Genomic DNA, 22356 nt, shown 5'->3' with positions numbered 1-22356 from the left:
GTCGGTGGAAATGTTTGCCCGCTGACGCGTAACGTTTTCCACGTTTATCGACAAACCGCTCGAAAGCGCGCCGCGATACGAGATGATTTCCGCATTCGCCGGCGCGCTGATTTTCAATCCGCAGTCGTCTTTCAGGGCAACGTGTAGGCGATCACGTAGTCTCCCTGCTTCGTGCCCAGCGAGCCGTGGCCGCCGGCGGTCACAAGTACGTACTGCTTGCCGTTGCTGTCCGCATATGTCATTGGCGTGGCCTGGCCGCCTGCAGGCAAGCGCGCCTGCCACAAGCGGTCGCCGGTACGCACATCGTAAGCGCGCAAATAGTAGTCGAGCGTACCCGAGAGGAATGCGACGCCACCGGCGGTCGTAATCATCCCGCCGAGACTCGGCACGCCGAGCGGCATCGGAATCGGCAAAGGCGCACTATCGCGGATCGTGCCGTTCTTGTGTTCCCATGCAATGCGGTTAGTGCGCAGATCGACGCCCGCCACATAGCCCCATGGCGGCGCCTGGCACGGAATGCCGAGCGGCGAAAGAAACGCGTTGAGCTCGAACCCATACGGCGTGCCGCGAGCGAGCTTGATGCCGCTCGTTTCACTGCCCTTCTTGTCGCCGTTATCGGACGGAATCTGTGAACGCGGTATCAGCTTCGACGTGAAGGCCATGTAACTCGGATTCGCAATGAGTATTTGCCGCACCGGATCGACTGCCACGCCGCCCCAATCGAATACCCCGAAATTGCCCGGGAAAACAAGCGATCCCTGTTCGGAAGGCGGCGTGAACATGCCGTCATAGCGTAGCGACTTGAATTTCACGCGGCACCACAACTGGTCGAAAGGATTGGTGCCCCACATGTCGCGCTCGCGGACTTTCGGCGGCTTGAAGTTCAGTGCCGAGAACGGTTGCGTCGGCGAGGTGTGATCGCCCGTACCCGCGCCTTGGGGCACCGGCTCTTCCGCGATGGGGACGATAGGCTTGCCTGTTTCGCGGTTCAGCACGTAGATGCTGCCCTGCTTGGTCGACGCAATCAGTGCAGGCTGCACGCCGCCCGGTGTCTGCAGATCGATCAACGAAGGTTGCCCGCCCACGTCCATGTCCCATAGATCATGGTGCGTGAACTGATAATTCCAGCGCATCCGGCCGCTGGCGAGATCGAGCGCGACCACGCCCGCCCCCACCTTTTCCGAAGCCGGCGTGCGCGCGCCGCCCCACTGGTCGGGCGTCTGATTGCCAAGCGGCAGATAAACCATGCCGAGCTTTTCGTCGACGCTGAACACCGACCACATGTTCGGCGAATTGCGAACATATGTCTGATTCGGGCCGATGGGCTGGATCGCATCCGGATTGCCCGCGTCCCAGTTCCACACAAGATGACCGTCATGTACGTCGAAAGCACGAGTGACGCCCGAGGGTTCGTTGGTCGATTCGTTATCGGTGACGTGTCCGCTGATGATGACGAGATCGCGCGTGACCGCGGGCGGCGATGTCGAGTAATAACCACCGGGTGTGAACGGACCGATGTTCGTGCGCAGGTCGATCTGACCGTTATTGCCGAAATGTGCGCATGGCTGGCCTGTGTCCGCATTGAGTGCGATGAGGCGCGCATCGGCAGTCGGCAGGAAAATGCGGCGCGGGCATTCGGCGCTCGCCGCGGCGTTGGCCGTCTGCTGCGTGGCGGTTGAAGAATCGCTGGCGGCGGTCGTGCCTGACGCGGGTTCCGCAGCCGCAGTGACAGGCGGGGCCGAAGCGCCTGCGCCTGCTTCGGTGTTCGCCGATGCTGCGCCGGCAGCAGGTGCCGAAGCAGACGTTGGAGTACTCGATCCCGCCGTGCTGGACGATGCATCGGCAGTCACACTCGAGGCCGCACCCGAAGCCGCATTCGCTGCGGCACTCGCGCCCGTATCCGCCCCCGCAGCCGAAGCAGCCGCCGCGTTAGCCGCCGCCGCAACCGTGGCATTCGCGGGATACATCGCGTCGTCGTGATAAGACACGCCACGGCATGTCATATGTTCCCAGTGCTTGAACCCGACAGGGCTCTGAATATGCGGATCGTAGCGCCAGAGCTCCTTGCCCGACGCGGGATCGAGTGCGATCACGATACTGTGCGGCGTGCAGAGAAACAGCTTATTGCCAACCTTGATCGGCGTATTCTCGGCAGTCGTCTCAGTCGGGTCTCCGGGACCCGGCTTGTCGCCTGTTTCGAACTGCCACGCCACCTTCAATTTCCCCGCATTTTCCGGCGTGATTTGCGTAAGCGGCGAATAGCGCTGACCGAATGGCGAACCTCCATAATCAATCCAGTCGGCCGCCTGGCGGTTTGCGTCGCCGGCAAGCGTCGTACTGGGAGTGGCCGCCGTAGACGCAAGCGTGCCGGGGTGATCGTACGGATGATTGAATGCCGTGCCGATGCCGAGCAGCACCGTCACGATCACGGCAGCTGCCAACGGCACCACACCCTCCCGATGTGCTGCCGGCGGTCCGAAAACCAGCTTGTGTGTGACAGGCGGCAACAGAAGCCACAAGGCGAGCACGAGCCACACCCACAAACGCGGCAACAATTGCCAGAAGTCGAAGCGCGCTTCCGCCACGGCCCAGATCGTCGAGCCGAACAGGATCAGCGCGAACAACCACAGCGCTGAGCGCCGGCGAATGCTGACCAGCACGCCAGTCAACGCGATCGCAATACCCGTAATCACGTAGTACCAGGAGCCGCCAAGCGTGACGAGCGGAACGCCGCCCGCGGCCAACGCTAAACCGAGAATGATAAATACGACCGCGGGGACCGCGAGCGCGGGTGGAAACCGATGCGGCTTCGACATATTCGCCACCTCTGCAGACAATGATTCAAATTGAATTGCAAAAAATCGCCCGCCTGCACAGAGCTGGAAGGCGCCGCCCTGCGAGTAGCATTTGTAGTTCCCGGACCGACGGCGGGAAGGCATATTGCATGCTTTGTAAGCTCGCACCTCTTTGCCGATATGCCATGAAGCACCGAGCCACCGTACTGTGTCTGCGCGCCAATCGCATCCTGCTTGTCGCGAGAGCCAATGGAAGATGGGCGCTACCGGGGGGCCGATGCAAGGCAGGCGAACCCATATCCGCGGCTGCAGTTCGCGAACTCGTAGAAGAAACACAATTGAGCGACCTGGCGCTTCACTACATCTTTGAGTTCCGGGGCGCACGCACTCGCCACTATGTATTCGCCGCGCGCATTCCCGACAATGTAGAACCGGTACCGGGTCACGAAATCCGCCGATGCCGCTGGATCCGCGCTAAAGACATTCATTCCGCATGGGTCAGTGTGTCCACGCGCGGAATTGTCCAGGTGCTGTTCGAAGAACGCGGCCCTTTGGGCTCCGCTCGACAGGAAAGCCTGCATCGGGTCTTTTTCGAGCGCGCATGACGCACGTTGTGGAAATGGGTGGCATAAGCGTTGCATAGCAATGCTTGTTGTGTACTCACTCACGGAGTTTCAAATGGCAGGAGATAACTCATTCAAGCCGGGCGAGATCGTCAAGACGTCCGGCATCTATGCAGTCGTTCGTGACGACGGCAAAGACACGTTCGAAGTGACATGCGTGGAGGGAGAACATTTTCCGCCGACACGCAGCGGCAAAGGCGCGCATTTCGAGCTCAAATACGCGGCCACACACGCTCATCGTCACGGCGAGTTGAAAGGCAGTGAAGCCAGGCAGGCCGTCTGAACGCTGTGAACCCCTGAACTATCGCGTCCTTTACCGGCGAGGAGGCGAGCACGGTGCCTAAAACTTCGGCTACACCTTTCGCGCTCGCCGAACGCGCGATCATCAGCCTGTATGACGGCGGCGTGCTGTCGCCCGCCGTCCTCGAGCGGCTTCTAACCGCATTCGCCAACGCGAACCCCGACTGGGACACTGAGCCGACCGAGCGCTCCGTCGACGGACGCTCCATTCACGAAGTGGTCACACTTACGATGCTGCCAGGCGAACCGTTGCGCGCGGCCCGCAAGTCGTTTCTGTCCGTGATCGAACACATTGCCGGCGCGGCAAAAACAAAAAAGACGAGCCGCGCGTCGCGTGAAGCCGAAGAGGAAGAAGATAACGAGGAACCAGCAGAAGACGACGAAAGCGCCGAACTCGCGAAACAATTGTCCGGCAGCACGCGCGGCGCGCCAGCTACCCGGAAAAGCGGCGCCTCGAAGGCGAAAGATGCCGACAGGTCCGCAGAGAAACCAACCCGCACGGCTGCGTTCAATCCGCTCGTCAACGCTGCCGCGCCGCGCAAGGGCAGAAGCTGAGCCGGGTTTGCACAGGCACAATGCTTGCGGTGCTTGCCTCGATACGTGCCGCCGCGCGGCGGCGTTCAACATGGAGAGCGACATGCCAGAAAAACAACCGACCCCCAACACAGACGACGCGCTGGAACTGCTCACCGCAGACCATCGCGCAGTGGAACGGCTTTTTACCGCGTTCAAGCAGGCCAAAGAAGACGACCTGGAAGCGAAGGCAACTCTCGCTCAACGTGCCTGCGAAGAACTGACCATTCACACCATTATCGAAGAAGAGCTGCTTTATCCAGCCGCGAGCGAAGCGCTTCCTTCAAGCGACGTGGTCGACGTCGAGGAAGCCTACGTCGAACACTTTCTGGTGAAGACGCTGATCAGCAAATTCGAAACGCTGAAGGCGGGCGACAAGGGCTTCGATGCGACCTTCAAGGTAATGAGCGAAATGGTGCAACATCACGTCGAGGAAGAAGAGAGCGAGCTTTTCCCCGAACTGCGCAAGGCCAATCTCGACGTAAAGGCACTGGGCCAGAAGATCGCAAAGCGCAAGATGGAATTGCAAAGCAAACTCGACCAGGTGGGAAGCCGCTCTGTCGGCGACAAAACCTGATGCATGTTCCAGGTGCGGGCTGACGCGTAATGCGCGGCCCGCAAAATACCCGCCCTGTCACGGGCGGGATCGACAACATCAACACACCTGCATTCATCCCGCCTCGTTTTCACCCGGCGGAATGCCCCGTTACTTTTGCTGCTTTGCCTTTTCGTTGCCTGCCCGCTCGGCGAATTCGGTGAGCTTCATGTCGGTTGCCTTTTCTTCTTCGAGCGTTTCCTTCAGCAGATTCACGCCCTCGGTAAAACCCAACTGCTTACCGATTGCGCACAGGCTGCCGTAAGCCGCAATTTCGTAGTGCTCGACCTTTTGCGCGGCGGCGACAAGGCCCGCGTCGAGAACCGGGCCTTTGTCTATTTCGTCGATGAGTTCCTGCCCCTCTTCGATCAGGCCTTCCATTGCGACGCACTTCATTCTTTTCAACTTCACACCGCTCGTTTCTACAACCTTATCGATTCTTTCCACCTGCCCCTGCGTTTCCTCCAGGTGGATCCTGAACGCCTCGCTCAGTTGCGGATCGGACGCAGCACGCGAGAGCTTTGCCAATGCTTTGGTCAATTGCTTCTCCGCACTGTAGATATCCGAGAGCATGTGAACGAACAGATCGTCGATGGTCTTTCGCTGTGTCATGTGCAACTCCCAAGTAGTGTTAAGGAGCCCTGCATCGCGCAACGGGTGTGCCCGGCGAGATTAGCGCGTTTCGCGCAGACGGTAGTGCCCATTCGCACCAGGTACGGCGCATGCGTAGAACGTCACGCAGTCCAACTTTCCCCAACCATACTCAACGGAGAAGCCATGTTCGTTCACAACAAGCGACTTCAATATACCGTGCGTGTCGCAGCACCCAATCCAGGCCTTGCCAATCTGATGCTCGAGCAATTCGGCGGGCCACAGGGCGAACTGGCAGCGGCGTGCCGGTACTTTACTCAGGCCGTCGCTGAAGATGACCCGGGCCGCAAGGATTTGCTGTTCGACATCGCAACGGAAGAACTGAGTCACCTCGAAGTGATCGGCTCGATCGTCGCCATGTTGAACAAGGGCGCGAAAGGCCAGTTGGCCGAAGGCGTCGAGCAGGAGGCGGAACTGTATCGCTCGCTGACAGGCGGCGGCAACGACTCGCACACCACCGCGCTGCTGTACGGCGGCGGACCTGCGCTGACCAACTCCGCCGGCGTGCCGTGGACAGCGGCGTACATCGACACGATCGGCGAGCCGACCGCGGATCTGCGATCGAATATCGCTGCGGAAGCACGCGCGAAGATCGTCTATGAGCGCCTGCTGAACGTCACGGACGATCCGGGCATCAAGGAAGCCTTGGGCTTTCTGATGACGCGCGAAATTGCTCACCAGAAGTCGTTCGAGAAAGCACTGCATTCCATCCAGCCGAACTTCCCGCAAGGCAAATTGCCAGGCGTTCCTGAATTTACAAACGTGTACTACAACATGTCTGCTGGAGAGGGAGACGCACGCGGCCCCTGGAACGAAGGACCGGAATGGGAGTTTGTCGAAGCGCCGCAACCGGCGGTGGACGGCGGCGACGGTCTGCCGTCGGTCAACGTGACGCAAGCGGATGTCGAAGTGCTCGGCGCGCTGGCTTCGCGAACCGCTTCGAACACAGCGACAGACCCGGTCACGGGGGCGGATCTTGGCTCAGGACAGCAGCCCGGATAGTTTCTGGTCCGCTGCATTCCAAAGTCGCTTGTAAAAGAAGAATGCCGCGGAGCGTATCGCGCTTCGCGGCGTTTCAGCTTAGCTTTGCAGCCGTCGAAAATTGCGTTCGGCCTCGCTACCTCGCCGTCGCCAGGTGCGTTTTCACCTTGACCGGCGGCGCATTGTCGAACGGTGGTTGGGGAACGAAACTGTCGATTACGCCCGGTTCGAACACGAGGCAGCACGTCGAGCCGCCGTACTGGAAGAAGCCGATTTCGTCGCCTTTCGCAACGCGTTGCCCCGGCAGCGCTTCGATAATGCACGACGACACATCGGCCATACCGACGAATATGCAGCCCACCTGCCCGACAGCGGGGTCGTCGCTTTCGATCACGATAACGGCGCGCGCCGCAATGGCGGTGATGTAGCCCTGGGAATCGTTCAGACCGCCAGGGTCACGGCCCTCCGCATCGGCGTCAGAATAATAGGTACCATCCAGTGCATATGCCTTTTTGATGACGCCGCTTATCGGCGCGTGCCAGCGGTGGTAGTTGAATGCGCTCAGGAAGCACTGGTAAATAGAGCCGCCGACAAAGCGCTGCGCGAGCTCGCGCTGGCCGGCGGAAAACATATCCAGCAGCGAATAAGGCTGCGATTTGATCCAGAAGCTGTCGGTCAGTTTGACATCCGTCTCGATGTTGTACGGAGCCGCCTCACAGGCGCTGACAATGATCTTGTCGTTATCCGGCTGATCCACGGGTCGCGCGCCCTCGCGAAAGCGGCGCGTGAAAAAGTCGTTCCATGAAGAAAAGCCCCAGTACGGTTTGTCCCTATCGCAACAGAACTGCGAGAAATTGATCTTCTTGTCGGCCTCAGACGAGAACCAGCCGTTTGGCGGCGACGTATTCAGATGTTCTCGCGAATGCGGCCCGCTCAGGAATCCGCACCAGCAATTGAGCACATGCTTGAGCCGCTGGTTGAACGCCGGATCGCGAAAAAGCGCGTAGCCGGAGGGCATACACATCGGCCAGTCGAGCACTGCATTCAACGGACACTGAATCAGGCTTGTTTCGCTGAACGGCGGCGCATAAGTCATCAGATAGTCGATGATCACCATCAACTCGTCTATCGACGAATAGCCGAGCACGTAGCCTTCATCGAGCGCCTGATTGATGGCCCGCGTCATATCCATGCGAAGCACCGGGTCGCCGTTCAGCAGCGCGGCGAGATGTTCCACTGCCTCTGTACGCGGCGCGTGTGCCGCGCGGGCGCGAGCTTTTTCCGCGAGATCGGTGCGGTAACGCGCAAGATGCTCTTCGTTGGTCGGTAGCCAGCCACCGAGGCGGCGCCGTTCAGCCGCTTTTTTGTCTGTCATGCTGATCCTTCAATGTCGCGTTCAAAGGTTAAAAAGAAACTGCGCCGGGCGTCCAATGAGCGTCTCCGGGGGCGCTGCCCGCCCTCGCTTATTTCGCGCGCGGCGTTTGCAGCGCGTCGCCTGGCTGCTTGTGTCCACTGCGGATCTGATCGACGCATTCGGCCACCGCCTGCGCGACGTTCACGACTTCCTGCTGCATATCCTCGTCGCGGTCCAGCGTCGCGTGGCTCGTCGCATAAGGCTCGTAATAGCCGATAAAGCGATCGAGCTGCGATTTGGGACCGGATACGATCAGGCCCATCCAGTCCAGCCAGTCGCTCAACGCGCGGCGCGATCCCTCGATGCCGGCGACGTCGCCATGTACCACCACGCCATAGGCCCTGCCCGCCAGATGTTTTGGATAATCCCAACCGGCAAGCTCGATTCTCTTCGCTTCCTCGGGATTCTTACCGTGCGTCGAGGTCGGATCGGGATTGCCACCGTCCGCGCAAACGAGGCGATCCATCAGCAATTTCAACGGGCTCGTCACCTGATACCAGTAGACCGGCGTGACAAAAATCACGCCGTGAGCGGCTGCAAAACGCTCGTAGATCTCGTTCATCCAGTCGTTGACGAGGCCAAGCGAATGATTCGGATAGCAACTGCACGGCCAATGGCAAAGCGGCATTGCCGTCGAAACGCACCCTTTGCACGGGTGAATATGCAGATCGCGGTCGGAGTTCAGGCGCGACAGATCGAGGAAGTCCACGTCGAAAGCGCGCCGCTCCAGCGCGCCTTGGGCAATCTTCGCAAGCCGGAAGCTCTTCGACATTTCGCTCGGACACGTATAGTCGTTTCGCGACGAAGCATTCACGATCAGCACCCGCGAACGGGTAGCCGGATCGCGCTGCCGGGCCTGCGCAGCCTGGATGCGCTCGCTTGCGGCACGCCATTCGACGGACAGGTCGTAGTCGGGATCGGCATAGCCAGCGCCTGCCTTCGACGTTATCGGCGACTTGCGCGATTGCGAATAGGCGTCCCACGCGATGGCCTCGAGCCGTGCCAGCGCCTCGTCTTCCTGGCGGAAAGCAGGATCGTAGAAGCGCGCCATGAAGCGTTCGCGAAAGACTTCGCGCGGCAGTTGCTCCGTAACCTGCCCTTTGCGGACTTCGACAGGCGGGGCCGCTATCGACGGATTCTTCGCTTCGCTCACGAGGTGTCACACGGAAAACAGTACGGCCATAGAGCAGCAAGCCGCATTCCTTGCGTAGCACCGCTGTTGGTCAGAGAGCGGGCCCGCGATTTGCTCACCTGGCGAATTGCCTCTCACTCCAACGACCGATACATCACAAAATGACGCAATCGCATGCCCGCCTGCTCGTCGTTTCTCCCCATCTCGACGATGCGGTATTGAGTTGTGGCCTGCTGCTCATAGCGAGCCCCTCGGCGATTGTCTGCACGGTGTTTACGGCCCCGCCGCGCGAGAATATGTCGACCGACTGGGACCGCCAATCGGGCTTTAAAGACGCATTCGAAGCCATGCAGGCCCGCAAGCGGGAAGACGCCCTAGCGCTGCAAATGCTCGGCGCGCAACCCGTTCATCTGCCCTTCTGCGATGCGCAATATCGACAGACTCCGTCGCTGAATGAACTGACCGAAGCTCTGCGCCACACATTCCGGGCGCACAAGCCGGACAAGGCAATAGTGCCGCTTGGCCTCTTTCATTCGGATCACATGCTCGTAACCGACGCGTGTCTCCCGCTAATCACCGAGATGCCCGACACGGTATTCCATGCTTATGAAGACGTTCCATATAGACGGATGGACCAGGCCGTGTCCCAACGCATTGAAGAACTGACGAAACGCGGCTACCTGCTCAGTCCCGCCGATGACGTGCCCGCCACGATCAACCGATCCGCTTCGCATGAAAAGATGAAGCGCGAAGCAATTGCGGCATACACGAGCCAGTTGCGCGCATTCGGTGCAGACGCCGAAACCAGGCTCTATTCGACGGAAAAGTATTGGCAGCTACAAACGCGGCGAATAGAACCTGAAGCTGGTTGAAAGCGAACGGCACATCGTTTGCTTGACCGGGGCATCGCCTCGTTAAAAGCAAACAACCGCATGGACAATAAACCGCTTTCCCGGCGCATTTCGGTCGTCGTTCTGACACACAACCGCGCCGACGAGCTTGTGGCTACCCTCGAGCGCTTAGTCGCCCTTCCGGAAAATCCGCCAATCTTTGTGGCAGATAACGGCTCGAGCGACAACACCGTAGCGTTGGTGAAGACGCTCTTTCCTACCGTATGCATCGTCGAATGCAAGGCGAATCTCGGCGCGGCTGGACGCAACCGCGCCGCTGCCTGTGTCGGCACCGACTACGTCGCGTTCTGCGATGACGACACCTGGTGGGAACCGGGCGCGCTGGAACGCGCGGTGCAACTGCTCGATGCATGGCCGAACGTCGGCATTCTGAGCGGCCGCGTGGTGGTGGGCGAAGACCAGATCACCGACCCGATGTGCTCGGTAATGCGTGCGAGCCCGCTCGGCAGCGAGGGATTGCCGGGCCCCGCGCTGATCGGCTACATGGCGGGCGCGTGCGTGTTTCGCACATCCCTGTTTCGCGAGTTGGGCGGCTATGAGCGGCGGCTTTTCATCGGCGGAGAAGAAGAACTTGTTGCGCTGGACGTACTCGCATCCGGGCACGCCATTGTCTACTGCGATCAGTTGATGGTCCATCATCATCCGTCGCCGTCGCGCGACAGCGGCTTGCGGCGGCGCACGCTCGCGCGAAATGCCGCGTGGATCGCGTGGCTGCGTCTGCCGTGGCCCGAAGCGTGCCGCGCGACAGCACAGGCGCTCGCAACCTTCTCACGCGAAGGCACGCTCGCTCGCGACGGTCTTCCACTCCTGCGCGGCCTTGCATGGGCGTTGAGAAACCGCAAGCCCGTGCCACCTCACGTGCTGAACCTGCGCGAACGCGTGCGGACCGGCGAACGGCAGATGGCAGCGCCGGCGCCCAGCACTCGCGCGAAGCCAACGGTGGGTAAAGCCGACGCCAGCACGTGAATCATCAGACGCGCCTCACGCTTACCGCGAATCTTCTACGCGCCGGTACGCGCGGACGCCATGGCAAGATTGCGAATCTCGCCGATCAGCTGCTCGGGCGCAACGGGCTTCGTCAAATGCGCCTGAAAACCAGCCATTTTCGCGCGCATGCGGTCCTCGCTCTGCGCGTAGCCGGTCAAGGCGATGGCCGGCACACGGTCCTGCAACGGCAACTGGCGCTCGGCTTCGAGCCGACGCAAACGGCGCAGCACGTCGTAGCCATCTTCGTCGGCGAGCACGATATCGCATAGCAATGCATGCGGCCATTGCACGGTCTCCGTCTGCGCGAACCAGTCCAATGCCTCCTTGCCCGACAATGCGGTCCGCACGCGCGCGCCGCTAGCGGTGAGCACCGCTTCGAGCGCGTCGAGCGCATCTTCCTGATCGTCGATCGCCATGACGAAGAGACCTTCGAGCGGCGCGGCGCCGTCCACGTCGGCAGGCGCCGCCGCGGCCTGTGCCTGCACATCCGCATCGGCCACGGGACGCAGCGGCAACATTGCCACATACGCGAGCCGGCCGTTGAGCGGCGTCAGGGTGAAGCTGCCGCCCGCGGCGGCGAGCGCCTCTTCCATATAGCGCGCCGCTGTTTGCGACAGTTCCGCGGGCTTCTCGCCCATGCCGAGCACGGTCACCCACACCTGATTGTTATGCCGCTCGACGCGCAATTCGATGCGCTGCCCCGGCTTCGCGTGCACGATCTCGTTGCGGCACAACTCGGCGATCAGCGGTTGCAGCACGCTCGGGTCGCCGGTCACACGCAGGTCGTTGTCGCTGATCTGCGGATACAGGGTCACGCGCTGTGCCGCAATCTCGTCGTGCAACGCGTCGATCACGCCCGCCATCAACGCCGCGAGGCTGACCGATTGCGCGGTGAGCTTGCGCTGCGCGTGCTCCAGTTCGCCCTGCTGCCATTGCAGAGACCACATCTTCGCGTACACGCCGTCGCGCGCGAGCAGTTCGCGATGCGTGCCCTGCTCGACCACGCGGCCATGTTCCATCACCAGAATCCAGTCGGCGTCGACTACGGTCGAGAGTCGATGCGCAATCACAATCGACGTGCGGCCTTGCGCGAGGCGCGTCAACTCGGTCTGGATCGCGCGCTCCGAACGCGTGTCGAGCGCGGATGTGGCTTCGTCGAATACGATGATGCGCGGGTCTTTCAGAATCGCGCGCGCGATGGCAATGCGCTGCCGCTCGCCGCCCGAGAGCCGCACGCCGCGCTCGCCGACACGCGTGTCGTAATGGTCCGGCAAGCGTTCGATGAATTCGTCGAGCTGCGCCGCGCGCGCCGCCCGCACGACGTCCGCGCGCGTGGCGGACGGCCGCCCATAGGCGATGTTGTAGGCGATCGTTTCGTTGAACAGCACCGTGTCTTGCGGCACGATGCCGATCGCTTCACGCAGGCTCTTTTGCGTGACCTGGCCAATGTCCTGCCCGTCGATGCGAATCGTGCCGCTGCTCGGCTGATATAGACGGAACAGCAGCTTCACCAGCGTCGACTTCCCCGAGCCGCTTCCGCCGACAATGGCCAGCGTCTTGCCCGGATACGCATGAAAATCGACGTCGCGCAGAATCTGCCGCGCCGGGTCGTAGCCGAAGTCCACATGCTCGAACGATATCTGACCGGCGCTCACCATAAGCGGTTTGGCGGCGGGTTCGTCGATATCTTCGCCAACGCGCCCGCGCGCAGCCAGTATCTCGAACATGCGCTCCACGTTCACCATCGCGTCGTTGGTCTCGCGGAACACGAAGCCGAGCGTATTCAGCGGCATGCAGATCTGGATGATGTACGCGTTCACCAGAATCAGATCGCCCACGGTCATGGCGCCGGCCACCACATGCTGCGCCGCGAGCAGCATGATCGCGCCAATGCCGAAGGCGATCACCGCGCTCTGCCCGACATGCAACGCAGTCAGCGCGCGCTGATTCGCGGTCCTCGCATGCACCCATTTTTCCAGCACCGCTGAAAGTCGATGCGTTTCGGTGTCTTCCGTGGCGAAGTATTTGACGGTGTCGTAATTCAGCAGACTGTCCACCAGCCGGCCGTCCGATTGCGCCTCGAGCGCATTGACCGCACGCTGGAACGCGACGCGCCGCCGCGTGAAGACGAACGTGTACACCGCATAGCACACGAAGGTCGCAGCAATCGCAATCATGAATTCGCGCGCGTAATTGTGGACCATGATCGCGACGATGGTGACGATCTCGAACCCGGTCGGCACGATAGTGAAGAGCGCGACGCCCAGCAGAAACCCAATGCCGTCGGCGCCCTTCTGCACGTCGCGCACGATTGCGCCGGTCTCGCGCTTCGTATGAAAGCGCGCGCTCATGCGATGCAGGTGCGCGAAGGTGCGCTCTGTGAAGGCCGCAACCGTGCGTTGCGTCACGATGCTGAACACCACGTCGCGTGCTTCGTTCAACGCATCGCCGAGAAAACGCAGCAACGCATAGGTCAATACGAGGAAGACGGGAAACAGCGCCTGCGCGATCGGGTGCCCCAATTCGTCCACCACGTGCTTCAGCACGAGCGGCATGAGCACGGTCGAGAGCTTGGCCGAGACCATCAGCAGCAAAGCGGCGAGCGTCTGGTTGCGGTAGCGCCAGACCGCACGCATCAGGTCGGCGGCAATGCGGCGGGTCAACTGGGAGCGGGGCAGCGTTGCGGGATTCGGCATGGGGTCCCTGTGAGAGCCGCCGCAGCACGGGCGCTGCAGACGGACATTCGATTCCACTACGCGGATTCGCAAAGCGGCGCGACGATAACGCCGCATGGCGGGGAAGCGCGCCGAGGCCAGTGACGAGCAAGCACTGCGCCCGCCATCGGACAAAACTTAGCACACGCAGCACAGAGGGGACAGGCGCGATTCGCCTCGCATGGTAGAGGAAAAAATTCGCTCTTTCCGTACAAGTACTACTCGAATTTACATGACGGCTTGTAGAAAAAGGGAACGCCACAGCGCTTCCCGGTTCGGAAACAGGGAACGCTACAGCGCTTCTCCGCACCCACCGTTGCATTGAGGTGGCGTGCCCGCCTTGTCGCGCATAGGCACAGCGCATGCTGTCGCCGGGTAACAGCGTCGTATCGCGCGAAATTGCATAAGAGTTCTCAGCAAAGCGCCGCATACACGCCCTGCCAACGCCTATCTCGCGAAGGAATGTCAATGAAGATCGCCCTCATCAGTGAACACGCCTCGCCCCTCGCCGTCGCCGGAGGCGTCGACAGCGGAGGACAAAACATTTACGTCGCGAACGTCGCGCGTGAACTCACGGAGATGGGCCATCAAGTGGATGTGTTCACGCGCCGCGACCGCGCGCTGCTGCCGCTCATCTCCGATATGGAGGGCGTGCGCGTGATCCATGTCCCCGCGGGGCCGCCCATGCAGTTGCCGAAGGAACTGCTGCTGCCCTTCATGGACGAGTTCGCCGCATTCCTGATCGAATTCTTTCGCCGCGAGAAGAAACCGTATGACGTGATACATGCGAACTTCTTCATGTCGGGCCTCGCGGCGATGAAGGTGAAAGCGGCGCTCGGCGTGCCGCTCGTCACGACATTCCATGCACTCGGCCGCGTGCGCCGGATCCATCAAGGCGCGAACGACGGCTTCCCGGACGAGCGCTTCGCAATCGAGGACGACCTCGTCGCGCAGTCCGACGTGGTAATCGCCGAATGTCCGCAGGACGAAGCGGACCTGATCGGGCATTACCAGGCCGACCCCGCGCGCATTCAGATCGTGCCCTGCGGCTTCGACGCGGACGAGTTTCATCCGATGGACCGCGCCACCGCGCGAGAAGCGCTCGGCTGGGAGCAGGATCAATTCACCGTGCTGCAGCTCGGCCGCCTCGTCGAGCGCAAGGGCATTGACAACGTCGTGCGCGGTGTCGGCGTGCTGAAAAAGGCCTTCAGAACCTCCGCGCAACTGTATGTAGTGGGCGGCAACTCGGATGCGCCCAATGAAAAGGCCACGCCGGAAATCGCGCGCTTGCGCGGCATCGCACACGAATGCGGCGTCGCGGAGCAGACGCACTTTGTCGGCCGGCGCGGGCGCGCGCAACTGCGCTACTACTACAGCGCCGCCGACGTGTTCGTGACGACGCCGTGGTACGAGCCGTTCGGCATCACGCCGGTCGAGGCAATGGCCTGCGGCACGCCCGTAATCGGTGCAGATGTCGGCGGTATCCGCTATTCGGTGGCCGACGGCATCACAGGCTTTCTGGTGCCGCCGCGCGATCCGCTCGCGCTCGCCGCGCGTCTTCACCAGTTGCGGCGCGATCCCGCGCTCGCGCAGCGCATGGGCGAAGCAGGTCTCGAACGCGCGCGCAAGGAGTTCACGTGGCGTGGCGTGGGCGAATCGCTCGCGCGCATTTATATGCGCACCGCGCGGCTCCTGCCTGCAAAAACCGCGGAAGAACGCGTGGAGGTTCGACTGCGCGCGGCGGCCGGCGCGTCGTTCCGCTAGAACGCCGCGCCTCATCGCAGCGCTATCAGCGCGACCTGTTTTGTCGAACCGGGGCGGACCGGCTGTTCGTCTCCGGAGAATCGTTCACGTTTTCAGCACCGCCATCATCATGCCGCAACCCGCTGTTTTTCTCGACAAAGACGGCACGCTGCTCGACGACGTGCCCTACAACATCGACCCTTCGCTGATGCGCCTCGCACCGGGCGCGCGCGAAGCGTTGACGCTGCTCGCGAGCCAGCCGTTCGCGCTGTTCGTGATCAGCAATCAGTCGGGCGTCGCGCTCGGCAAGTTTCAGCGTGCGGCGTTAAAGGACATGGAGGCCGAGCTCGCCCGCATGTTTGCCGAGTGCGGCGCGACGCTCGCCGGCGCGTACTGGTGTCCGCATCATCCGGATGGCAGCGTGGCGCCCTATGCGACTGCCTGCGACTGCCGCAAGCCGGCCCCAGGGCTGCTGCTGCGCGCGGCTCGCGAGCATCGGCTCGATCTCGCGCAGAGCTGGTTCATCGGCGACATTCTCGACGACGTGGAAGCGGGCAATCGCGCCGGATGCCGCACGATCCTGCTCGACAACGGCCATGAGACCGAGTGGATAGAAGGCCAGCAGCGCGTGCCCCACGCGCGCGCCGCTGATCTGCATGAGGCGGCCCGCATCGTCGCGAGCAGTGTCGAAGCGGCGGCGCGGCCCGCGCCCGCCGGCGAGGAAACCGCTCAATGAACGCGCCGCTGCTGATCGCTCAACCCATGCTCGCACACGCTCGCGTGCCTGAGAGCCCGCAGCTTGCGCATTGGGGCGAGGACATCAAGCGGATTCTGTGCGTGCGGCTCGACAACCTCGGCGACGTGCTGATGACCACACCCGCGCTGCATGCATTGCGCGAGTCCGGTCCCGGACGCCATATCACGCTGCTTGGATCGCGCAGCGGCGCCGCGCTCGCGCCGTATCTGGACGATGTCGACGACGTGATCGAATACGAGGCGCCATGGGTCGCGAATCCGTCTGCGAGTTCACGTTCCCTCGCCGACGATCAACGCATGCAGGAACGCTTGCGGCGCGGCGGCTTCGACGCGGCAGTGATCTTCACCGTCTACAGTCAGAGCCCGTTGCCGGCCGCGATGCTGTGCTATCTGGCGGGCATCCCGCGGCGGCTCGCGCATTGCCGCGAGAATCCGTATGCGTTGCTCACCGACTGGTTGCGCGAACCGGAGCCCCAGCAGCGCACACGCCACGAAGTGGAGCGGCAACTGGACCTCGTGCGCCAGGTCGGCGCGCATGCGCCCGATACTCACATGCGCTTCGCGGTGCACGAGTCGGATCGGCGCACGCTGGCAAGGCAACTCGCGGCACGCGGCATGCACCTCGATGCAAACGGGAGCGCGCCGATCGTGTTGCACCCGGGCGCAACCGCCGCCTCGCGCCGCTATCCGCCGGAGCGCTTCGGTCAGGTGGCGACGCGGCTCGCTCAAGAAACGGGCGCACCCATTCTGATCACCGGCAGCGCAAGCGAGCGCGTCCTTGTCGAGGCCGTGATTTCCGCCGCTGCGCCGCGCGTTCGTACACAACTGCACGATATGAGCGGCGCGCTCGCACTCGGCGAACTGGCAGCGCTGGTCGAAAGCGCCAGCGTGCTGGTCTCCAACAACAGCGGCCCGGTGCATCTCGCGTCCGCGCTCGGCACGCCGGTCGTCGATCTGTATGCACTCACGAATCCGCAGCACACGCCGTGGCAAACGCCGCATCGCGTGCTGTTTCGCGATGTCGAATGCCGCTGGTGTTATCGCAGCGTGTGTCCGCAACATCATCACGCGTGCCTGCTTGGGGTGACGCCCGGCGAGGTCGTGACAGCCGCGCTCGAGCTGCGCGCCGAAGCGCAGTCGCGCGCCGCGTCCGCGTGCTGCTCTTCCGATAACGCATCCACTGACCACCACAGCGACGCGGTGCCGCCGCTCCCCGGTCAACCGGTGGTGCCCTGACAACCCACTCCTACAGCGAACGCCCATGTACACACTCGGAATCAATGCCGTCTATCACGACAGCGCCGCAGCCCTGCTGCGCGACGGTGTGGTGCTCGCCGCCGCCGAAGACGAACGCTTCACGCACGTCAAGCATGCGAAGCGCCCCGTGCCCTTCTCGACCTGGCAACTGCCGTTCGATGCGATCGACTACTGCCTGAAAGCCGCCGGCATCACGCTTGCCGACGTCGACCATGTTGCGTACTCGTACGATCCGAGCCTCTTTAGCGGCATGCCGAAGCGCCCCGGCGCGACCATCGAGCTGCCGTTCGATCCGGCCAACACGCGCCTGTCCGACCCTTCCGCATCGCCGTGGGACCCGCTCTTTCTCAGCTACATCGCAAACGCGAAGGGCCAGTTGCTCGACGGCGCGCCGCATCATCTGCGCAAGCGCTTTCAGGGCGTGGACCGCGACAACGGCTTCAAATGGCATTTTGTCGACCATCACCTCGCGCACGAAGCAAGCGCGTTTCTCGCCGCGCCATACGGCGACACTGCCGTGCTCACCATGGACGGCCGCGGCGAAGGCGTGACGACGAGCATGGGCCAATTCGTCGACGGCGAATACACGCGGCTCAAACAGGTCGAGTTGCCGCACTCGCTAGGACTGCTTTATGAAGCGGTAACCGACTGGCTCGGCTTTCTGCATTCTTCGGACGAGTACAAGGTGATGGCGCTCGCGTCGTACGGCAAGCCGGAATACATCGACGTGTTCCGCGACATCGTGCGTTATCGCGGCGACGGCAGCTATACGGTGGAGGCCCCGCGCCTCGTCAAGCGCTTTGGCCCGGCGCGCGAACGCGGTGGTCCGCTCGAGCAGCGCCACTTCGACATCGCGCATTCGTTGCAGCGCGTGCTCGAAGAAACCGTGCTGCAACTCGCGGGCTGGCTGCATGACAAGACCGGTTTGCGAAAGCTCAGCATGGCGGGCGGCGTCGCATTGAACTGCGTGATGAATTCGAAACTGCGCGATGCAGGCCCCTTCGACGAAGTATGGGTGCAACCCGCAGCGGGCGACGCGGGCACCGCGCTCGGCGCGGCACTGTGGATCGACTATCGCGAACGCAGCGAACACGGCGATCGCAAGCGTCGTTGGACGATGGATCACGCGTACCTCGGCCCGGAGTATCCCGAAGAGGAAATCGAACAGTTCCTCAAATGGTCGAAGGTGCCGTACCGGCGGCTTGACGATATTGCAGGCGAAACGGCGGACCTGCTCGCGAGCGGCAAGGTGATCGGCTGGTATCAGGGCCGCACGGAATTCGGTCCGCGCGCGCTCGGCGCGCGTTCTATCCTCGCGTCGCCCGTCGATCCGCACATGCAGGCAAAGCTCAACGAGATCAAGGACCGCGAGGACTTCCGGCCGGTCGCGCCAGTCGTCATGGAAGAGCACGCGAGCGAATGGTTCGTGAACGGCAACGTCGCGCCCTTCATGCTGTTCGTGTTCGACGTGCGTGCCGACAAGGCCGCGCGCATTCCCGCCGTGCGGCATGTAGACGGCACCGCACGCGTGCAGACCGTCAACCGTTCGCAGCATCCGCTCTACTACGACCTGCTTGCCGCGTTCAACGAACGCACCGGCGTGCCGATTCTCGTGAATACGTCGTTCAACACGCGTGGCGAGCCGATGGTGAATTCGCCACGCGACGCGGTGGAGTCGTTTTGGACCTCGCCGCTCGACGCACTCGTGATCGGTCCGTTCCTCGTCGACAAAACGCGGGGCAGCGCATGAGTCCATCCGCTACGGGACCCATCGGCGTACAGGGCAGTTTCAGCAATCCGCATAGCGAGGCCGAGCCCATTGCGGCAGGCTATCCTGGCGTGCTGCTCGCGCACCTCGACGTCTCGGTGGTGGTGCCGACATACCGGCGGCCCGATATGCTCGCCGCCTGCCTGCGTGCGCTGACCGAACAGGAGTTTCCCGCGGGACGCTATGAAATCGTGGTGTGCGACGACGGTCCGGATGAAGCGACGCGCGCCTGCGTCGCTCGCATTGCTGCGGAACAGGCCGCGCGCGGCCTCGCGGTGCGCTATGTGCCGGTCACTCGCACGCAAGGCCCTGCGGGCGCGCGCAATGCGGGCTGGCAGCAGGCGCGCTCGCCGGTAATCGCCTTCACCGACGACGACACACTGCCGGATCCACACTGGTTGCAAGAAGGACTCGCGGCGATTCGCCAGGGCGCGGCCGCTGCGGCGGGAAAAATCGTCGTTCCATTGCCCGCGTCGCCCACCGATTACGAGGCCGATGCGAGCGGTCTCGAACGCGCCGAATTCGCCACCGCCAATGTGTTCGTAGCCCGAAGCTTTCTGACCATGACAGGCGGCTTCGACGAACGCTTCACAGCGGCATGGCGCGAAGACTCGGACCTGCAGTTCACGTTGCTGCAAGCCGGCGGCAAGATCGTGCGCGCGAACGAAGCGGTTGTCGTGCATCCGGTGCGCCCCGCGCGCTGGGGCGTCAGCATCTCGCAGCAGAAGAAGAGCCAGTTCGACGCGCTTCTATATAAAAAGCATCCCGAACTATTCAGGACCCGGATTCGCTCATCGCCGCCGGTGCTCTATTACCTGATTCTGTGCGCCGCATGCGCTGCGCTGATCGGCGCGCTGGTGGGCGACGCCACGACTATCACCCTCGGCCTGCTCGCATGGTTCGCATTGACCGTCTATTTCTGCGTGATGCGTTTGCGCGGGCGCGACCGCAGTTGGCGGCACATTGCCGAAATGGCGTGGACGTCCATTCCGATTCCTTTTCTCTCGATCTACTGGCGGCTCTACGGCGCGGTACGTTACAAGGTGCTCTTCCTATGAATGCAGGCTCGTTGCTCGCATCACTCGCACCGCGGCGCATAGCGATTTTTCGCGCGCTGCAACTCGGCGACATGCTGTGCTCGGTGCCCGCACTGCGGGCGCTGCGCGAGGCCGCGCCGCAAGCGCATGTTGCACTGATCGGCTTGCCGTGGGCGCAGTCGTTTGTCGAGCGTTATGCGGATCTCGTCGACGAACTGATTGTGTTTCCCGGTGCAGAGGGCTTTCCCGAGCAGCGCGAATCGAACGAAGGCCTGCCCGCGTTTTACGAGCAGATGCGTGCGCAACCTTTCGATCTAGCGATTCAGCTGCATGGCAGCGGCGGCGTCGCGAACGATCTGCTGCTGCAATTCGGCGCACGGGCGTACGCGGGCTTTGTCCAGCCAGACGAGCAACCGCGCGACGGCGTATTCATCGGCTGGCCGGATGATCTGCCGGAGCCCGAGCGCTATCTCGCCTTGATGAGCGCGCTTGGCGCTGAAACCGCCGAGCGGCAGTTGTGGTTTCCGCTCAGCGAGCGCGACGGCGAGGAATATGCGTCGCTCGCGGCAACCCACGGTATCGAGGCGCAGCGCCTCGTGCTGGTTCATCCGGGCGCGCAACTACCCTCGCGCCGCTGGCCCGCCGAACGTTTCGCTGAAGTCGCGGATCGCCTCGCCGCCGAAGGCTGGCAGATCGCGATCACCGGCACAGCGGCGGAAGCATCGCTGACCGGCGAGGTGCTCGGCGCGATGACCGCGCCCGCGTTGCACCTGGCCGGCGCGACCTCGCTCGGTGGACTGGCTGCGCTCGTCGCGCATGCGCGGCTGGTGGTTTGCAACGACACCGGCATTTCGCACATCGCCGCCGCCATGGCGACCGCATCGGTCGTGATCGCTTCAGGTAGCGACACGCAACGCTGGGCGCCGCTCGATCACGCGCGGCATCGGGTGCTCGCGGATTATCCGCCGTGCCGTCCGTGCATGTTCCGCGAATGTCCCTATGGTCATCCGTGCGCGCTCAACATCAGCGTCGATCTCGTGGTCGAGACGGCGCGCGCGCAACTCGCCCACGCTCGCGGCGCGCATCCCGCCGGTCCGTATGCATTGCACACGCAAACAGGAACCGGGCCCTTCGAGGAGTTGCATCATGCTGCGTAACTGCCGCCGTCTGCGTGTGCTGACATGGCACGTCCACGGCAACTATCTGTACTACCTGACCCAGGCGCCGCACGACTTCTATCTGGTCACCAAGCCGGGCAACCCGCCCGGCTATGCAGGCAAGGTCGGCGTGCTGCCGTGGGGCGACAACGTCCACGAAATCAATGCGGACGACGTGCCCGATCAGGAATTCGACGTCGTGCTGTATCAGCACAGAACGCACTGGGAATACGACCGCGAGCATGTGCTGAGCGACGCGCAACGGCGCCTGCCGCGCATCTATATCGAACACGATCCGCCGCAGGAAAACCCGTTCCAGCAGTGGCATTGGGTCGACGATCCGGACACACTGCTGGTACACGTCACGCACTTCAACCAGTTGATGTGGGATTGCGGCGTGACGCCCACGCGCGTGATCGAGCACGGCGTGGTGGTGCCCGAAGGCGTGCGCTACAGCGGCGAACTGGAACGCGGCATTGTCGTCGTGAATCATCTTGCACAGCGCGGGCGGCGGCTGGGCGCGGACGTATTCGCTGACCTGCGCACGCGCGTGCCGCTCGATCTGGTTGGCATGGATGCGCAGCGCCTCGACGGCATCGGCGAAATCGGCAATCTGGATCTCGCGGCGTTCACCGCGCGCTACCGCTTCTTTTTCAATCCGATTCGCTGGACCAGTCTCGGCCTTGCGATTGTCGAGGCGATGACGATCGGCATGCCGATTGTCGGGCTCGCGACCACGGAACTCGCCACCGTGATTCGCAACGGCGAAAACGGCTTCGTGCATACCGACGTGAATGCACTGCTTGACGCGATGCACGAGTTGCTGCGTGACCCGGCGGAAGCACGGCGTCTTGGCGAAGGCGCCCGGCGCACCGCGCTGGAGCGGTTCCACATAGACCGCTTCGCGCAGGACTGGCACGACGCCCTGCTGCAGGTCACCGCATGAGCCGCGGGTCGAATCA

19 protein-coding genes are annotated in these 22356 nt (G+C 62.7%); 14 read left to right on the top strand and 5 right to left on the bottom strand.

Features of this window, described 5'->3' with window-relative positions; genetic code table 11:
* Positions 1-131 precede the first annotated feature (131 nt).
* Positions 132-2816: a glucose/quinate/shikimate family membrane-bound PQQ-dependent dehydrogenase gene (locus tag A3AC_RS0115820; protein WP_025599990.1), complete on the bottom strand. Its 2685-nt coding sequence runs from the start codon at positions 2814-2816 to the stop codon at positions 132-134.
* A gap of 20 nt (positions 2817-2836) precedes the next feature.
* On the opposite strand from A3AC_RS0115820, the gene A3AC_RS30015 reads away from it, so the two are divergent.
* The 4 genes from A3AC_RS30015 (at position 2837) to A3AC_RS0115800 (ending at position 4868) form a co-directional block, all read left to right on the top strand.
* Entirely contained in the window at positions 2837-3400 is a 564-nt protein-coding gene (locus A3AC_RS30015; RefSeq protein WP_332261475.1) for an NUDIX hydrolase, read from the top strand.
* Between the two features lie 73 nt (positions 3401-3473).
* The gene (locus A3AC_RS0115810; protein WP_025599988.1) at positions 3474-3701 is read left to right on the top strand and encodes a hypothetical protein; all 228 of its coding nucleotides are present in this window, start codon (positions 3474-3476) and stop codon (positions 3699-3701) included.
* A 53-nt stretch (positions 3702-3754) separates the two neighbouring features.
* Complete coding sequence (locus A3AC_RS0115805; RefSeq protein ID WP_025599987.1) at positions 3755-4273, top strand: hypothetical protein; 519 nt, start codon at positions 3755-3757, stop codon at positions 4271-4273.
* An 82-nt stretch (positions 4274-4355) separates the two neighbouring features.
* Complete coding sequence (locus A3AC_RS0115800; RefSeq protein ID WP_025599986.1) at positions 4356-4868, top strand: hemerythrin domain-containing protein; 513 nt, start codon at positions 4356-4358, stop codon at positions 4866-4868.
* A 129-nt stretch (positions 4869-4997) separates the two neighbouring features.
* Here A3AC_RS0115800 and A3AC_RS0115795 read toward each other — a convergent pair whose 3' ends face one another.
* On the bottom strand, positions 4998-5498 hold the full coding sequence (locus A3AC_RS0115795) for a YciE/YciF ferroxidase family protein (protein WP_025599985.1): 501 nt from the start codon (positions 5496-5498) through the stop codon (positions 4998-5000).
* 165 nt (positions 5499-5663) lie between these two features.
* On the opposite strand from A3AC_RS0115795, the gene A3AC_RS0115790 reads away from it, so the two are divergent.
* On the top strand, positions 5664-6539 hold the full coding sequence (locus A3AC_RS0115790) for a manganese catalase family protein (RefSeq protein WP_025599983.1): 876 nt from the start codon (positions 5664-5666) through the stop codon (positions 6537-6539).
* 115 nt (positions 6540-6654) lie between these two features.
* Here A3AC_RS0115790 and A3AC_RS0115785 read toward each other — a convergent pair whose 3' ends face one another.
* Both A3AC_RS0115785 and A3AC_RS0115780 read right to left on the bottom strand, forming a co-directional pair.
* On the bottom strand, positions 6655-7893 hold the full coding sequence (locus tag A3AC_RS0115785) for a phosphatidylserine decarboxylase family protein (protein ID WP_025599981.1): 1239 nt from the start codon (positions 7891-7893) through the stop codon (positions 6655-6657).
* An 88-nt stretch (positions 7894-7981) separates the two neighbouring features.
* Positions 7982-9013 (bottom strand): flavodoxin family protein, encoded by a 1032-nt coding sequence (locus A3AC_RS0115780; RefSeq protein WP_025599980.1) that lies wholly within the window; start codon positions 9011-9013, stop codon positions 7982-7984.
* Positions 9014-9225: 212 nt separating this feature from the next.
* On the opposite strand from A3AC_RS0115780, the gene A3AC_RS0115775 reads away from it, so the two are divergent.
* Both A3AC_RS0115775 and A3AC_RS0115770 read left to right on the top strand, forming a co-directional pair.
* Positions 9226-9936 carry a PIG-L deacetylase family protein gene (locus A3AC_RS0115775; RefSeq protein WP_025599979.1) on the top strand — a complete coding sequence of 237 codons (711 nt, stop codon included), beginning with the start codon at positions 9226-9228 and terminating at the stop codon, positions 9934-9936.
* Positions 9937-9996: 60 nt separating this feature from the next.
* Positions 9997-10941 carry a glycosyltransferase family 2 protein gene (locus tag A3AC_RS0115770; RefSeq protein WP_025599978.1) on the top strand — a complete coding sequence of 315 codons (945 nt, stop codon included), beginning with the start codon at positions 9997-9999 and terminating at the stop codon, positions 10939-10941.
* Between the two features lie 35 nt (positions 10942-10976).
* On the opposite strand, the gene A3AC_RS0115765 is transcribed toward A3AC_RS0115770, so the two are convergent.
* Positions 10977-13658: an ATP-binding cassette domain-containing protein gene (locus A3AC_RS0115765; protein ID WP_025599977.1), complete on the bottom strand. Its 2682-nt coding sequence runs from the start codon at positions 13656-13658 to the stop codon at positions 10977-10979.
* A 486-nt stretch (positions 13659-14144) separates the two neighbouring features.
* Between A3AC_RS0115765 and A3AC_RS0115760 the strand changes: the two genes are divergently transcribed.
* The 7 genes from A3AC_RS0115760 to A3AC_RS0115730 all read left to right on the top strand — a co-directional run bounded on the left by A3AC_RS0115760 (position 14145) and on the right by A3AC_RS0115730 (position 22340).
* A complete protein-coding gene (locus A3AC_RS0115760; protein WP_025599976.1) occupies positions 14145-15440 on the top strand; it encodes a glycosyltransferase family 4 protein in 1296 nt (431 codons plus the stop codon).
* Positions 15441-15549: 109 nt separating this feature from the next.
* Positions 15550-16155 (top strand): D-glycero-alpha-D-manno-heptose-1,7-bisphosphate 7-phosphatase, encoded by a 606-nt coding sequence (locus A3AC_RS0115755; protein ID WP_025599975.1) that lies wholly within the window; start codon positions 15550-15552, stop codon positions 16153-16155.
* A complete protein-coding gene (gene waaF / locus A3AC_RS0115750; RefSeq protein ID WP_025599974.1) occupies positions 16152-17411 on the top strand; it encodes a lipopolysaccharide heptosyltransferase II in 1260 nt (419 codons plus the stop codon). The genes A3AC_RS0115755 and waaF overlap by 4 nt, the downstream gene beginning before the upstream one ends.
* A gap of 25 nt (positions 17412-17436) precedes the next feature.
* Entirely contained in the window at positions 17437-19182 is a 1746-nt protein-coding gene (locus tag A3AC_RS0115745; protein WP_025599972.1) for a carbamoyltransferase family protein, read from the top strand.
* Positions 19179-20258 (top strand): glycosyltransferase, encoded by a 1080-nt coding sequence (locus A3AC_RS0115740; RefSeq protein WP_025599971.1) that lies wholly within the window; start codon positions 19179-19181, stop codon positions 20256-20258. The genes A3AC_RS0115745 and A3AC_RS0115740 overlap by 4 nt, the downstream gene beginning before the upstream one ends.
* Positions 20255-21394 carry a glycosyltransferase family 9 protein gene (locus tag A3AC_RS0115735; protein WP_025599969.1) on the top strand — a complete coding sequence of 380 codons (1140 nt, stop codon included), beginning with the start codon at positions 20255-20257 and terminating at the stop codon, positions 21392-21394. The genes A3AC_RS0115740 and A3AC_RS0115735 overlap by 4 nt, the downstream gene beginning before the upstream one ends.
* Positions 21384-22340 carry a glycosyltransferase family 4 protein gene (locus A3AC_RS0115730; RefSeq protein ID WP_025599968.1) on the top strand — a complete coding sequence of 319 codons (957 nt, stop codon included), beginning with the start codon at positions 21384-21386 and terminating at the stop codon, positions 22338-22340. Before A3AC_RS0115735 ends, A3AC_RS0115730 begins: the two co-directional genes overlap by 11 nt.
* The last annotated feature ends 16 nt before the right edge of the window (positions 22341-22356 follow it).

Source organism: Burkholderia sp. WSM2230 (assembly GCF_000472445.1).
Taxonomy (GTDB): Bacteria; Pseudomonadota; Gammaproteobacteria; order Burkholderiales; family Burkholderiaceae; genus Paraburkholderia.
This window is presented reverse-complemented; position numbering and strand designations above follow the sequence as displayed.